This window comes from Afifella sp. JA880, from assembly GCF_025379905.1.
Lineage (GTDB): Bacteria > Pseudomonadota > Alphaproteobacteria > Rhizobiales > Afifellaceae > Afifella > Afifella aestuarii.
The window spans coordinates 635,270-650,065 of the sequence record NZ_JAOANH010000002.1; the positions used below are offsets into that span (position 1 = coordinate 635,270).

Sequence of the window (14,796 nt, forward strand, 5' to 3'; positions counted from 1 at the left end):
CTCGATTGTGAGGCCGCAATGATCTCGACATCTATCAGCTATCAGCGCATCTCCGGCGACATGGACAAGTCTCTGAGCCGAGTCTCCAGCGACCGGATCGTGACGCGCGAAACCAATTACTATCTCGCCAATATCGGCTCGATCAAATCGCTCGACGAGTTCTTCGACAACGATCGCGTTTACAAATACGCGATGAAGGCCTTCGGCCTCGAAGATATGGCGTATGCCAAGGGCTTAATTCGCAAGGTCCTGGAAGAAGGGGTGAGCGATCCGAAGAGCTTCGCCAATCGCATGTCGGACGATCGCTTCGTGGAATTGGCAACCGTTTTCAACTTTTCGGAGAACGGCGAAAAGACCACCGCAGCGAAAGAGGCGCAGCAGGGCGTCGTCGATCTCTACACCCGCCAGACACTCGAAGAGAAGGCCGGTGACGACAATGAAGGCGTCCGGCTCGCGTTGTATTTCGAGCGTGCTGCTCCCGAAGTGAAGTCGGCCTACGGCCTCCTCGCTGATGATGCGCTGTGGGCCGTGATCAAAACGACCTTCGGCTTTCCCGCCGAAATGGCGAACGCCGATATCGACAAACAGGCCAAGGCCGTCGAGCAGCGGATGGACATCGCTGACCTGAAGGATCCGGAAAAACTCGCAAAGCTCATCCAGCGTTTCACCATCATGTGGGACGCAACGCAAAACGTGACAGCGGATCCGATCCTCAATCTCTTTTCCAACAGCCGCTCGACCTCGGTCAGCGCCGACCTCCTCCTGACCTTGAACCAGTTGAAGCACGGCGGAACCTGAGACATGCCGACAAGCACCTACGTCGCACTCTCCGCACAGGTGGCACTCGACCGCCGCCTGACGACAATCGCCAACAACGTCGCCAACATGAACACGGCGGGCTTTCGCGCCGAAGAGGTGAAGTTCGACGCTGTAATGACGCGGACAGGTCCCGAGAAGGTCGCCTTCGCGTCACCTGGCGACACCTATATTTCACGCAGTCCCGGCTCCGTCTCCTACACGGGCAATCCTCTCGACGTTGCCGTGCAGGGAGATGGGTGGCTTGCGCTTTCGACCCCAGACGGCACGGTCTACACGCGCGACGGCCGTCTGCAGATGACCGCAACCGGCGAGCTCTTGAGCACCGCCGGCTATCCCGTTCTTGATCCGGGCGAAGCGGGCATTCTTCTCGATCCGCGCGGCGGCGAGGTCTCCATCGCGGCGGATGGCACCATTTCGCAAGGCGGCAACCAAGTGGGCGCGATCGGACTGTTCTCGATCCCCGAAACTGCCAAGCTCAGCCGCTATGAAAACTCGGGCGTGATCCCGAGCGAAGCCGCCCAGCCCGTCGAGGATATGACCGTCAACGGCCTGCGTCAGGGCTACGTCGAAGGCGCCAACGTCAATCCAATCTCCGAGATCAGTAAGCTGATCATGCTACAACGCGCGTTCGACAGTGCGGCTTCGGCCGTGGAGAAGAGCGAATCCACGCAGCAAGAGGCGATCCGCTCGCTCGGCCCGTCCTAATCCGTCAGGAAATAGAAGATCCGACATCAGGGGATGGCTGAATGACCGCTCTCGCGCGTCTCAAATCCGTGATCGACAGTGCAGCGGTCGAAATCCCGCCCGTGCGTGTGGGCGGCCTCGTGACGGAGGTTGCGCCGACTTACTGTCGCGTCGCCGGTCTTTCCCCGTTCGTGCGCCTCGGCGAGCGGGTGCGTTTCTCTTGGGACAAGATGAACGCGCTTGGCGAAGTTGTGCGCATCGACGGGCGTGACGTGATCGTCAAACCTTTCGAGACGCGCATGCCCTTCGGCATAGGCACCGAGGCGCATCGTATCGGAGCGATCGGCCTGGCCCCACGCGACGAATGGAAAGGCCGCGTCATCAACGCCATGGGCGAACCGGTCGACGGGCTCGGTCCCCTCGCCCACGGCCAGCGCATGATGAATGTCGACGCCGAGCCCCCGCCCGCAATGACCCGCGCGCGCTTGCACCGCCCCCTGACGACGGGCGTGCGCGCGATCGACATCTTCACACCGATTTGCGAAGGACAACGCATCGGCATTTTCGCCGGCTCCGGCGTCGGCAAGTCCACGCTTCTGTCGATGATCGCGCATTCGCAAGGTTTCGACACGGTCGTCGTGGCGTTGGTCGGTGAACGTGGCCGAGAAGTGCGGGAATTCATCGAAGGCGCCCTCAACGGCAATCGTGCCCGCGCCGTCACGGTCGTAGCGACCGGCGACGAAGGCCCCATGATGCGCCGTCTCGCCCCGCTCTCCGCCATGGCGATCGCCGAATATTTCCGCGACCAGGGCGATTCCGTTCTGCTCATCGTCGATTCCGTCACACGTTACGCGCATGCAGCACGCGACATCGCTCTCGCAGCGGGTGAGCCAGCGGTGGCGCGCGGTTATGCGCCCAGCGTCTTTTCCGATCTGCCGAAGCTTTTGGAGCGCGCAGGCCCCGGCGAGGAAGGAGCGGGATCGATCACCGGCATCTTCGCCGTCCTGATCGACGGTGACGACCATAACGATCCCGTTGCCGATGCCATCCGCGGCACGCTGGACGGCCATATCGTTCTCGATCGCAACATCGCCGATCAGGGACGCTACCCGGCCATCAACGTTCTAGGATCGATTTCGCGACTGGCGCAGATCGTTTGGACGTCTGATCAGCGCGAGTTGGTGCGCAAGCTCCGCACCTTGATCTCTCGTTTCGAAGATACACGCGATTTGAGGCTCATGGGCGGCTACCACCAGGGTGCCGATGCTGAGCTCGACCGGGCCGTTCAGCTCGTGCCGCGCGTCTATGATGCGCTGCGCCAGGACCCCTCGAGCCCACTCGCCCAGGACGCCTTCGCAGACCTCGCTGTCTTGTTGCGTCAGTAGGCGCCACCGACAGCTTCACGCAAGCTCACCGGGCCAAACAGGCCACACAAGGGTTGAGGAAAAGGATTAAGCTGATGAGCCTCTATGGGATGCTCCGCACCGGCGTTTCGGGCATGAACGCCCAGTCGAACCTGCTTGGCACGGTCTCCGACAACATCGCCAACAGCGGGACGATCGGTTACAAGCGCGCTGACACCCAGTTCTCATCGCTGCTCCTGAACAGCGGCAAAGGCAGTTACAATCCGGGTGCGGTGAAGACGGATATCCGTCATGCCATCAGCGATCGCGGACCGCTGACCTATACGACGTCGAACACCGACCTCGCCGTCCAGGGCAACGGTTTCTTCGTGGTCAACGACCCGAACGGCAATCCGTATCTGACCCGGGCAGGCGCCTTCACACTCGACGGCAACACCGGTAATCTCGTCAACACGGCCGGCTTCACACTGATGGGCTACGATATCAGCGGCGGCGATCCGGGTGTTGTCCTGAACGGTCTGACGGGACTTCAGCCGGTCAATTTCGGCGGCATGAACATGACCGCCAATCCGACCACCAGCGGCGTCTTCAAGGTCAATCTGCCCGACAGTGCAGAGGTCGTGACAGGCAACCTGCCGTCCGCCAACGCGGCGGATTCAGCCTATACCGCCAAGTCGTCCATCACCGTCTTCGACAAGGTCGGCAACGAAGTGACGCTCGACATCTACATGTCGAAGACGAGCGACAGCCCGGCGGAATGGGAATACACGGTCTACGATCACGCCGGCGCCACCGACGGTGGCTTTCCTTACGCATCAGCCGCGTTGTCGACCCAGACGGTGACCTTCGATGACGCCGGGGCCCTGACGAGCACACCTGCCGAAATCGCACTGACAGTGCCGGGCGGTGAAGCGATCACGCTCGATCTCACCGGCACGACGCATCTTGCCGCCGAATACACGCCGATGACGGCCGTCGTGAACGGCAACGCGCCGGCGACGATCAAGGATGTGACGATCTCCGAGGATGGGACAGTCTACGCCAATTACACCAATGGCGCGATGACCCCGGCCTTCCGCCTGCCACTCGCCGATGTGCCGAGCCCCGACAAGCTCGAAGCCCTGTCCGGCAACGTCTTTTCGGTGACGCTGGAATCGGGTGCGGTCGAGGTCGGCTTCCCAACGGAAGGATCACGCGGCGCAATCGTCTCAGGAGCTCTTGAGCAATCGAATGTCGATATGGCCTCGGAGCTCACCGACATGATCGTTGCCCAGCGAGATTATTCGGCCAATTCCAAGGTCTTCCAGACAGGCTCAGAGCTTCTGGACGTCCTCATGAACCTGAAGCGTTAATCACGTCCTCTCCCACTGAAAGGGCAGTTTAGCCATGAGCCTTCAGGCCGCGCTGACGACGGCGCGTTCCTCCTTGCAGGCAACCGCGGCACAGATTTCCGTCTCTGCCAAGAATGTCTCCGGGGCGGGCGACCCGACCTATTCACGCAAGCTGGCGCCGTCGATAACGACGCCAGACGGCGCCGTGCGCGTCGTCACCACAACCCGCGCCACAGACCGCGCTCTCTATACGACCATGCTCGGCGCGACATCGCGCGCCGCGAGCGAAGATGCTCTCGTTGCCGGCCTCAACCGGCTGTCGGCTACGATCGGTGATCCAAAATCGGAGTACTCGCCGGCAGCGCAGCTCAGCCAGCTGCAGATCACTCTGCAGGAATATGCCAACCGACCGGACGATTCCATTCTCTCGCAGAATGTGGTGACCCGTGCCAACGCGCTGACAACGAAACTCCATTCGTCCGCGGAGACGATCGCCGAGGTCCGTCAGGACGCCGATGTCGATATCGCCAACGCGGTCAGCAACCTGAATAGCCTTCTCGACAAGTTCGAGACGCTGAACAAACTGGTCGTCCAGGGCTCCTTCGCAGGGGCCGACGTCACCGATCCGCTCGACAAACGCGATGCCGTGCTCGCCCAGATCTCCGAGCAGATGGGCGTCTCGGCCGTCACGCGCGCCAACAACGACATGGTGCTCTATACCGATAGCGGCGCCACCTTGTTCGAAACGACGGCCCGAAGCGTCACCTTTGCCGCCTCGCCTGCCCTGACGGCTGGCGCGCCCGGCAATGCGGTCTTCGTCGACGGCGTTCCGGTGACTGGTCCGAACGCCACTATGCCGCTTCACGGCGGCGCGCTCGTCGGTCTGACGACACTGCGCGACGACGTCGCCCTCACCTATCAAAACCAGCTAGACGAAGTTGCCCGCGGCCTCATCGAGGTCTTTGCGGAATCCGACCAAACGGCTGGCGGCGCCCCCGATCAGGCGGGGCTTTTCACCTATCCTGGTGGCCCGGCAGTTCCGGCAGGTGGCACGGCAATAGCTGGTCTCGCTGCTTCGATTACCGTCAACGCGGCCATCGATCCCCTGCAGGGCGGAACACTTTCGCGGTTGCGCGACGGTGGCGTCAACGGGGCGGCCTACGCCTACAATTCAACCGGGGCGGCCGCCTTCTCCGACCGGCTCGACGCGCTCGTCACCGGTATGGGAACGGCACGCAGCTTCGATCCCACAACGCAGCTCGAGGACAGCCAGAGCCTGATCGATTTCACCACATCCTCCTCCGGCTGGCTGGAGGGCAGGCGCCAGGCGGCAACCGCCGAGGTGGAATACCAAAACACCCTCGTTGCTCACAGTTCCGACGCGCTTTCCAACGCGACGGGCGTCAATCTCGACGACGAATATGCACTGCAGCTGCAGCTGGAACAAAGCTACGCCGCATCCGCCAAGGTCCTGTCGGTGATTAACGAGCTTTTTGACACTCTGCTCATGAACGCGCGCTGACGCCATGAAAACGACCTTCGTCTCCACGTACGCTCTCGCCAACAACCTGCGCTCGAGCGTTCCGCGCATGCAGTCCGAGCTCGCAAAGGCGGGCGTCGAGATGGCAACGAGCCGGCACGCCGATGTCGGGCTGACGCTCGGTTATTCGACAACACGAACGCTGTCGTTCCGCCACGATTTTACGCAGGCGGAATCCTTCATCGCAACCAACGGCCTTCTCTCCTCTCAGCTGCAACGCACCCAGATCTCAATGGATGGGATCGCGGACACGGCGAACAAGACCCTCGCGGTCTTCGTCTCGGTGTCAGATCCTTATGTTGCCTCCGAAGAGTTTCAGGCCTCAGCGAAAGCCGCACTCTCCGGACTCATTTCGCTCGGCAACACGGCTGCCGACGGGCAGTATCTCTTTTCCGGGATCAACACCGGCACGGCACCTTTCAACGATTATGATGCCGGAGGGCCGAAGGCCGCGGTCGATGGCGCTTTCGCCACCTTCTTCGGCTTTTCGCAGAGCGATCCCGCGGTTGCGAATATCACCGCAAGCGACATGGAGACCTTCCTCGACGGTGACTTCGCGGCACTTTTCGACGACCCGTCATGGGGGACCGTCTGGTCGAACGCCTCCAACACCAACATCACGAGCCGGATCTCTCCCCACGAGGAGCTGACCACCTCCGTGAACGGCAACACGCAAGCTCTGCGCAACCTCGCCATGGCCTATACGATGGTAGCCGAGCTCGGAACGACAGAACTTGGACCGGAAACCATCCAGGTCGTCGTCGACAAGGCCCGTGAGCTGATCGGCGGCGCTCTGCCTCAGCTCACCGATATGCAAAGCGCGGTTGGCTTCACGCAGCAGCGTGTGACCGCGGCGACCGAGAGGATGACAGCCGAAAAGGATCTCATCTCCAAGGGCATTCAGTCACTGGAGAATGTCGATCCGGCCGAAGCGAAAGTTCGCTTCGATACGCTCACGACACAGATCGAGATGTCCTACGCACTGACAACTCAGATCATGAACTTGAGCATTTTGAAGTACGCCTGATTCAGGCGTGGGTGGAGGTTCAAATGTACAAATTCTCTTACGCGGAGATCCTCGACGATTCCGGCGGGGAATCACGCGCTCGCGAGCAGATGGCGCTCGATCACGCGCTGGAGCTTCTGCACGTTGCGGAGATACGCGGCGCGGGCAGCCCCGAAGCCGCCGAGGCTCTTGGCTATGTCAACAAGCTCTGGAACTTCATGATCCGCGATCTCGCCAGCCCTCAAAACGGCCTCGGCCAGGAGCTTCGCCGGGATCTCATCTCCGTGGGACTTTGGGTCATCCGCGAGGCGGAAAACGTCCTCGTCGACCCTTCGCGCAACTTCGCCGCCCTCATCGAGGTCAACCAGACGATCCGGGACGGGCTCAAATGACCATGCGGATCTCGCTCCGACCCGGGCAGAGATTGTTCTTGAATGGAGCTGTGATCCGCGTCGACCGCAAGGTCACGTTTACGCTCCTCAATGACGCGACCTTCCTGCTCGATAACCACATTCTTCAGGCTCACGAGACGACGACGCCGCTGCGGCAGCTCTATTTTGTGATCCAGACGATGCTGATCGATCCTGACGGAGCAGCGGCAGCCCGCCGCCTCTTCGGTGACATGCATACGCGCTTGAAGACGACCTTCAAGAACGATGCAATCTTGAAGGATCTGGAAGGAGTTGCAGGGCTCGTCAAAGGCGGTCGCTGCTTCGAGGCACTGCGCACACTGCGCAATCTTTTCGAAGTGGAAAGCCGCATCCTGGAGAGCTCCGAGCAGTCAGCCCGCGCCGCCTGAGACGGCCCGCACGAGCGAGAGCAGTCCCGCCTTTCAGCGGGGCCCAGCGAACATCTGGAGATCTGACATGACTTCCACCTCTGGCGTGGGCGCAGGCACGACTGCGGCCGCAAACAGCAATACGAACAACCCCGGCTCCACGGTCGACTACGACACCTTCCTGAAGCTCCTGGTCACCCAGCTGAAGAACCAGGACCCGACCTCGCCCATGGAAACCACCCAGTACATGGCGCAGCTCGCAAGCTTCTCGCAGGTCGAGCAGACGATTCAGACCAACAACAAGCTCGACGAGATCTTGACCTCTTCGGCCATCGGCCAGGCCAACGAACTCATCGGACACACCGTGACCTCGCCTGACGGCAGCACCACAGGCACCGTCGCCTCCGTGCGCATCACCTCCAACGGCCTCATCGCCAACCTGGATGACGGCACGCAGATGCTGATCGGCGCCGGCGTGACAGTCGCCTGAGATGAACGAAGCCGACGCCTTTGAGGTCGTCCGCCAGGCGATCTGGACGATCATCATCGCCGCAGGGCCGGCGGTCGGTGCGGCCATGCTTGTTGGCATTGGCATCGCGCTTTTCCAGGCGCTCACACAGATTCAGGAAGTCACCCTGACCTTCATTCCGAAGATCATTGTCATCCTGCTCATGACCGCGATCAGCGCGCCCTTCATCGGCGCTCAGATTTTCGCCTTCACCAACGAAGTTTACGGGCGCATTGCCACCGGCTTTTAGCGCGCGTTCTCACGACGGACCATATCCGGGGAAGAATTGATCATGTCGGAGATGCTGCTCACTGCGGGCGACGCGCTCGAAAAGAAGTCGAAGCGGGATATCGGCTTCGCAACCTTGATCATCGGCATGCTGGTCATCCTGTTCCTGCCGATCCCCACCTTCCTGATCGATTTCGGTCTCGCTTTGTCGATCGCCTTCTCGGTGCTGATCCTGATGGTGGCGCTGTGGATTGAGAAGCCTCTCGAATTCTCCTCTTTCCCGACGGTGCTTTTGATCGCGACCGTGCTGCGCCTCGCGCTCGGCGTGGCAACGACACGGCTCATCCTCGCCCACGGCAATGAAGGCGTGACGGCCGCGGGCAACATCATCAACGGCTTTTCCATGTTCGTCATGGGCGGCGACTTTGTCATCGGCATCGTCGTCTTCCTCATTCTCGTCACGGTGAACTTCCTCGTCATCACCAAGGGTGCGACGCGTATCGCCGAAGTCGGCGCGCGGTTTACCCTCGATGCCATTCCCGGCAAGCAGATGGCGATCGACGCCGATCTCAATGCTGGCCTCATCGACGACAAAGAAGCTCAGCTGCGCCGCCGCGAACTGGAGGAGGAAAGCTCCTTCTTCGGCTCCATGGACGGTGCATCAAAGTTCGTTCGCGGTGAGGCGATCGCCAGCCTCATCACCATCGCCGTCAACATCTTCGGCGGTATCATCATCGCCACGACCCGTTACGGCATGCCGCTCGACGAAGCGGCTGATGTCTTCACGCGCCTGTCGGTCGGCGACGGTCTGGTGGCTCAGATCCCGGCTCTTGTCGTCTCCCTCGCCGCAGGCCTCCTCGTTTCCAAGGGCGGCACGCGCGGTTCGGCAGAAAAGGCCGTGTTCGGCCAGCTCGGAGCCTATCCGAAAGCGCTCGGCGTCGCCTCGGCTCTCATGTTCGTCTTCGCCTTGATGCCAGGCCTGCCGCTCCTGCCTTTTGGGGCGCTCGGCGGGTTCCTTGCTTTCGTTGCCTACACCATTCCCCGTCAGCAGGAGGCAAAACGCCAGGAAGCGGAGACGAAGGAAAAAAAGAAGAAGGAAGCGGCCGAAGTGGAAGCGCGCAATTCCGTAAAGGAATCGCTGCGCACCTGTGAGATCGAGCTGTGCATCGGCAAGCAGCTCGCAACACAGATCCTCTCCAACATGCCCGAGATCGCTCATCGCGTCAGCCGCATGCGGCGCAAGTTCGCGCAGCAATACGGTTTCGTGGTGCCCGAAATCAAACTGACGGAAAGCCTCAACGTCCCGTCTAAGAGTTACGAGATCCGCATCCACGGCACGGTCTTTGCAACCTGCGAGATGCGCATCGGCGAGCTGCTCGTCGTCACCGGCGACAATGCGATACCGGACGTGCCTGGCGACGCGGTTCGCGAACCCGCTTTCGGCATGAAGGCGATGTGGATCTCCGACGCCTTCGCCACGGAGGTTCGCCGCGAAGGCTATACGCCGATCGACAATCTCTCCGTCGTGCTCACTCATGTGAGCGAAGTCATCCGCAACAACCTGGCGCAGCTCCTGTCCTACAAGGACGTGCGCATGCTGCTCGACCGGCTGGAGCCGGAGTACAAGCGCCTGGTCGACGACATCTGCCCGAGCCACATCACCTATTCCGGACTTCAGGCAGTCTTGAAGCTCCTGCTTACCGAGCGCGTCTCCATCCGCAACCTGCATCTCATTCTGGAAGCGCTGGCGGAGATCGTGCCGCATGCGCGCCGCTCCGAACAGATCGCTGAGCATGTGCGCATGCGCATGGCGCAGCAGATCTGCGGCGACCTTGCCCAGGGCGGCGTGCTGAACGTGCTGCGTCTCGGCAATCGCTGGGACCTCGCCTTCCACCAGAGCCTGAAGCGCGATGCCAAAGGCGAGGTCATCGAGTTCGACATTGATCCGCGCCTGGTAGAGGAGTTCGCCACAGAAGCATCCGAGGTTCTGCGTGCGCGCCTTGCGGAAAACGAGAGCATCGTACTGGTGACGGCGCCGGAAGCACGGATCTACGTGCGCATGATTATCGAACGCATGTTTCCTTCACTTGCGGTTCTCTCTCATCTGGAGATCGCCCGTGGCATCGAGATCAAGTCGCTCGGATCGATTTCGTGAGCGAGCTCGCTTCGGAGACGGTCCTCGCCGTCTTCCTCATTTTCTGCCGAATTGGCGGCTGTCTGATGCTGATGCCGGGCTTTTCGAGTTCGCGCATACCGGTGCAGTTTCGCCTGTTTATCGCAGTGGCGATCACGCTGACACTGTCGCCGATGCTGATCGGATACACCCGTCCGTTGGTGGGCGACGGCGCGCCCTCGGCCATGCTGCAGGCGATCGTCTCGGAGCTTCTGATCGGTGTCCTGATCGGGCTCGTCGGCCGCGTCTTCTTCCTTGGGCTGCAGACGATCGCCGTGGCGGTCAGCCAGTCGATCGGCCTCTCGGCCATGCCGGGGATTGCGGTAGAAGAAGATACCCAGCTGCCGACCGTCGCATCGCTCTTTTCGCTGACGGCCATCACCATCATGTTCATCACCGACCAGCACTGGCTGTTGCTGTCGGGGCTGATCGATTCGTACCAGACCTTGCCGGCGGCGCAGGGCTTCGACGCGCAAGGCGCACTCATCAACCTGACCGATCAGCTTTCGGCGGTTTTCTTCCTCGTCTTGCGCATCGGCAGCCCGTTTCTCGTCTACTCAATCGTCATCAATCTCGCGATCGGCATCACCAACAAGCTGAGCCCGCAGATCCCGGTGTATTTCATTTCCATGCCGTTCGTAACGGCAGGCGGCCTCATCCTCCTGATGACGGTTGCGCACGAATTTCTGGCGAATTTCATCAATGCCTTCGGCATCTGGCTGGTGGGAGGTTAATCCAGTGAAAGACCGTAGCAAGAAGATCGAGCGCATTCTGCAAGTGCAAAAGAAAATGCACGAAGCGGCAGAATGGGAGCTCGCCGATATCTCCCGGCAAGGCAGCGCACTCGATCAGGAACGTAAGGCGCTGATCGAAGCCTTGAACGACGACGACACCTTCCACGGACTGTTCGTCGACGCCAAGGTCAAACGTCTGTCACGCCTCAGCAGCGAAGCCGATCAGCTCGCCCGTCGCCAGGCCGAGCAGACCGCTCAGGTACTCGCTCAGGCGCGGCGCCTGAAGACCACCGAAAGGCTCTCCGGCAAGCTTGAGCGCGAGGCCCGCAAGGCGGAAGAACGACGCAGTTTTCAGCTGCTTTTAGAGGCTTTCGCACGTCCGACGGATGCAAGCCCCGCGTAAGGGAAAACCGCAATAAGCCTGCGAAGACTTAATCTGTCGCAGGTGACTTATGTCGATCAGCCCACCGTCCGACATCGTTCTGGACGTTGCCCGCGCCGCAAGCCCGACCCGCTATCAAGAGGCCGCGGCACGGCTGACGCGCCTTTCTCCCTCCTCCGGCACGACGCCGGCCGCCTACACCGCGGCCAACGACGCCTTTGAAGACGTTTTCGGCCAGGTCACGAAGCCTGGCGCGACGGGGCCAGAGGAAACCACGAAGGCGGCTGAACGGCCGATTTCCCCGGTCATCCAGATGCCCTTCGATTCCGCGCAAGTCTTGTCGCGATTGAAGACGAGCACATCCCTCGCCCATTCCAGCCTGTCGTCGCCCAAGGCCGGCAACGACCCCATGACCGGCTTTGAGGCGATGTTCCTGTCGACCTTCGTTCAAACGATGCTCCCGGCGAGCTCGGATTCGATGTTCGGTGGCGGCCAGGCTGGTGAGATGTGGCGCTCGATGCTTGCCCAGCAGATCGCCACGCAGATGGCCCAGGCCGGCGGGATCGGCATCGCCGAGACCGTGCGCACCGCCGAGACGACCCCCGACTTACCCGAAAACGCGAATGGCCTGATCTAGAGAGGAGCCAGCCATGAATGCGATGTCACGTTCGGCCAACCCGGCCGCAAGCCGCGCCCTGACGACCTGCATCGGACGTCTCGAGGAGCTTGTTGACCAGGAAACCGAGGCACTGAGCCGAAATCAGCCGATCGACCTTCAGGAATTCAATCACCGCAAGAGCCGCGCACTTCTGGAGCTGTCGCGCATGGCACGCGCAGTTCCTTCCGAGAACATCAGCACTGACGCCCGGATCGGCATCATCCGCCTGCGCGAGAAGCTTCAGCGCAATCAGTCCATGCTCAAGACCCATATCAGCGCCGTACAGACAGTGGCCGGGCTGATCGCGAAGGCGATGTCGGATGCTGAGTCGGACGGCACGTATTCAGCACCGCTCGGAGCGCGCGTCTGATGGTCAAGACCCTCGGCATCGGCATGTGGGCGTGCCTCGTCGCGCTGCTTGCAAGCTTCTTTGCGGCGCAATGGAAGGCGGATGTGAAGCCCGCTCCCGATCAGGGCCCGGCCCTCGTCGGACTGGAGCATCGCAAGCTCGAACCGATGACCGTGCCCGTCATTCAAGACGGCGCTTTAAAGGGCTACATCCTCGCCCGTCTCGTCTTCACCGCCGATGCCGGCGCGATGAGCAAGCTCTCTATGGACCCCGCCCCCTTCGTCACCGACGAAGCATTTCGTGAATTCTACAACAACGGCAAAGTCGAGTTCGGGCGTCTGGCGAAGTACAACCTCGATCGCCTGCTCAAAAACATTAAAGATAATACCAACAAGAGACTGGGTCCTGACTTCATTCAAGACGTCCTCGTAGAAGAAATCAATTACGTCGACAGACGAAGCATGGGTCAATCCTAGGGCCTCACGGAATTTATGGCTGGAGGCTACAAAGGGAATACAATGAAGATCAGCGGGAAGATCTATGCGATCGTGGCGGTGCTCGGCCTCGCCACCATCCTCGTGGCAGCCATGGCGACTTACGCGCTGAAACAGAGCGCGGAGCGAACGGCCGACCTGGAGCGCCTCGCGGAAGCCGCGATCAACGGCCAGAGGATGAACCGGCTGATCACTGCGGTCGTCATGGATTCGCGCGGAATCTACTCTGCAGATAACGACGCCGCGGTGGAAACCTTCGGTCAGGCGATCACGCAGAGCCTCAACGATCTCGACCTCCTCCTCGCCGAGACGCGGCCGCTGCTCCTCGACCCAGAAAGCCTCGAACAACTCGACAACCTCAAGGAAGAGTTCGAGGTTTTCGAAGACTTCCGTATGAGCCTTGTGCAGCTCGCCACCCGCATCTCGCCGATGACGGCCAAAACCGTTGGAAACAACGAAGTGAATACGGCCAATCGGATCGCCCTACAGGCCGACATCGATGGGTTCATCGATGCCCGACGCGCGCAGGTGGAAGGAATCAAACAAGAGATCGCAACCGCCGATCGTCGGATGATGACGACAATCATCGCTGTCGCGGCAGCCGGCCTTCTCATCGGCGCGGCGATCGCGATCTTCATAGGCACCCGCAAGATCAGCCGGCCTCTCATTCGTGTGACCGATGTTCTGAAGCGCATGGCGGCGGGCGAACTCGACGTGGAGATCGAAACCCGCCGGTCCAAGGACGAGATCGGCGAGATCTGGGCGACGACGGAACGTTTTCTCGCCGAGCTTCGCGAAACTGACCGCCTTCGCAGAGAACAGGCTGAACTTGCCGCGAGGGCGGAAGAAGACAAGCGCAAGGCCATGCACGCTCTGGCGGACGAGTTCGAGCTGGAGGTTTCGAGTGTGGTGCGATCCGTCGTGTCCGCCGTCACCCAGCTCAAGCAGTCGGCGTCAACAATGAGCTCCTCGGCGGAGAAGACGAACCATCAGGCGACCGTTGTCGCGTCCGCAGCCGAGGAGGCGACGCACAATGTCCAGACGGTTGCCTCGGCGGCCGAGGAACTGGCGGCATCCATCCGCGAGATCGGTCAGCAAGTCGAGTTGTCGGCGCAAATTGCCGGGCAGGCGAACGGTCAGGCAGTTAACACCACAGAGATCGTTCGCAGTCTCGCATCCAGTGCCCAGCGCATCGGGCAGGTCGTCAACCTGATCACCGACATCGCCGCGCAGACGAACCTCCTCGCCTTGAACGCCACCATCGAAGCTGCGCGCGCCGGCGAGGCCGGAAAAGGTTTTGCGGTCGTCGCGATGGAAGTGAAGACGCTCGCCGAGCAGACGTCCAAAGCAACCGGCGAGATTTCGCAGCAGATCACGGCCGTGCAGGACGCGACCAACGAAGTCGTCGCCGCGATCGGGTCGATCAGCACCACGATCCAGCAGATCGACGAAATCGCGTCGACGATCGCATCCTCGGTGGAAGAACAAGGTTCGGCGACAGGCGAAATCGCCCAGAACGTTCAGCAGGCCGCTCAGGGCACGCAGGAAGTCTCCTCAAACATCATGGCCGTTACAGCCGCTTCCGACGACACCGGACGCGTCTCGAGCGAGATCGTGCACGCCGCAAACGACCTCGACAACCGAGCGGCAGGCCTGCGCAAGCAAGTCGATATTTTCATCGAACGGGTGCGAGCCGCCTGATCGAAAGCCGCCCTCGCAGGGCCCCCTCCCCCCAACTGACGTCGGCC

Annotated in this window: 17 protein-coding genes; all 17 read left to right on the top strand. The window is 61.2% G+C overall.

All coding sequences use genetic code 11. The annotated features are described in order from the left end of the window. The first annotated feature begins 18 nt into the window (after window positions 1-18). On the top strand, window positions 19-798 hold the full coding sequence (locus NYQ83_RS11240; RefSeq protein ID WP_261214703.1) for a DUF1217 domain-containing protein: 780 nt from the start codon (window positions 19-21) through the stop codon (window positions 796-798). Between the two features lie 3 nt (window positions 799-801). Further along, window positions 802-1,524, top strand: a complete 723-nt coding sequence (flgF, locus tag NYQ83_RS11245; protein WP_261214704.1) for a flagellar basal-body rod protein FlgF — start codon at window positions 802-804, stop codon at window positions 1,522-1,524. Window positions 1,525-1,565: 41 nt separating this feature from the next. Further along, window positions 1,566-2,888, top strand: coding sequence for a flagellar protein export ATPase FliI (fliI, locus tag NYQ83_RS11250; RefSeq protein WP_261214706.1), 1,323 nt, complete (start codon window positions 1,566-1,568; stop codon window positions 2,886-2,888). Window positions 2,889-2,962: 74 nt separating this feature from the next. Beyond that, a complete protein-coding gene (locus tag NYQ83_RS11255; RefSeq protein ID WP_261214708.1) occupies window positions 2,963-4,219 on the top strand; it encodes a flagellar hook protein FlgE in 1,257 nt (418 codons plus the stop codon). Between the two features lie 34 nt (window positions 4,220-4,253). Further along, window positions 4,254-5,720 (top strand): flagellar hook-associated protein FlgK, encoded by a 1,467-nt coding sequence (flgK, locus tag NYQ83_RS11260; protein ID WP_261214710.1) that lies wholly within the window; start codon window positions 4,254-4,256, stop codon window positions 5,718-5,720. Window positions 5,721-5,724: 4 nt separating this feature from the next. Beyond that, window positions 5,725-6,765 carry a flagellar hook-associated family protein gene (locus NYQ83_RS11265; RefSeq protein WP_261214712.1) on the top strand — a complete coding sequence of 347 codons (1,041 nt, stop codon included), beginning with the start codon at window positions 5,725-5,727 and terminating at the stop codon, window positions 6,763-6,765. Between the two features lie 23 nt (window positions 6,766-6,788). Further along, entirely contained in the window at window positions 6,789-7,136 is a 348-nt protein-coding gene (gene flaF, locus NYQ83_RS11270) for a flagellar biosynthesis regulator FlaF (RefSeq protein ID WP_128291198.1), read from the top strand. After that, the gene (gene flbT, locus NYQ83_RS11275; RefSeq protein WP_409976992.1) at window positions 7,133-7,543 is read left to right on the top strand and encodes a flagellar biosynthesis repressor FlbT; all 411 of its coding nucleotides are present in this window, start codon (window positions 7,133-7,135) and stop codon (window positions 7,541-7,543) included. Before flaF ends, flbT begins: the two co-directional genes overlap by 4 nt. A 67-nt stretch (window positions 7,544-7,610) precedes the next feature. Continuing rightward, window positions 7,611-8,012, top strand: coding sequence for a flagellar hook assembly protein FlgD (gene flgD / locus NYQ83_RS11280; RefSeq protein ID WP_128291197.1), 402 nt, complete (start codon window positions 7,611-7,613; stop codon window positions 8,010-8,012). A gap of 1 nt (window position 8,013) precedes the next feature. Then, window positions 8,014-8,280: a flagellar biosynthesis protein FliQ gene (gene fliQ / locus NYQ83_RS11285; RefSeq protein ID WP_128291196.1), complete on the top strand. Its 267-nt coding sequence runs from the start codon at window positions 8,014-8,016 to the stop codon at window positions 8,278-8,280. 42 nt (window positions 8,281-8,322) lie between these two features. Continuing rightward, on the top strand, window positions 8,323-10,413 hold the full coding sequence (gene flhA, locus NYQ83_RS11290) for a flagellar biosynthesis protein FlhA (RefSeq protein WP_128291195.1): 2,091 nt from the start codon (window positions 8,323-8,325) through the stop codon (window positions 10,411-10,413). Further along, window positions 10,410-11,165: a flagellar biosynthesis protein FliR gene (fliR, locus tag NYQ83_RS11295; protein ID WP_164879561.1), complete on the top strand. Its 756-nt coding sequence runs from the start codon at window positions 10,410-10,412 to the stop codon at window positions 11,163-11,165. Before flhA ends, fliR begins: the two co-directional genes overlap by 4 nt. Before the next feature lie 4 nt (window positions 11,166-11,169). Next, window positions 11,170-11,568 (top strand): hypothetical protein, encoded by a 399-nt coding sequence (locus NYQ83_RS11300; RefSeq protein WP_261214718.1) that lies wholly within the window; start codon window positions 11,170-11,172, stop codon window positions 11,566-11,568. Window positions 11,569-11,617: 49 nt separating this feature from the next. Continuing rightward, complete coding sequence (locus NYQ83_RS11305) at window positions 11,618-12,184, top strand: rod-binding protein (RefSeq protein ID WP_261214719.1); 567 nt, start codon at window positions 11,618-11,620, stop codon at window positions 12,182-12,184. A 13-nt stretch (window positions 12,185-12,197) separates the two neighbouring features. Further along, window positions 12,198-12,575: a flagellar protein FlgN gene (locus NYQ83_RS11310; protein WP_261214720.1), complete on the top strand. Its 378-nt coding sequence runs from the start codon at window positions 12,198-12,200 to the stop codon at window positions 12,573-12,575. Then, window positions 12,575-13,030 (top strand): hypothetical protein, encoded by a 456-nt coding sequence (locus NYQ83_RS11315; protein WP_128291190.1) that lies wholly within the window; start codon window positions 12,575-12,577, stop codon window positions 13,028-13,030. Before NYQ83_RS11310 ends, NYQ83_RS11315 begins: the two co-directional genes overlap by 1 nt. 42 nt (window positions 13,031-13,072) lie before the next feature. Continuing rightward, on the top strand, window positions 13,073-14,749 hold the full coding sequence (locus NYQ83_RS11320) for a methyl-accepting chemotaxis protein (protein WP_261214726.1): 1,677 nt from the start codon (window positions 13,073-13,075) through the stop codon (window positions 14,747-14,749). Window positions 14,750-14,796: the final 47 nt, after the last annotated feature.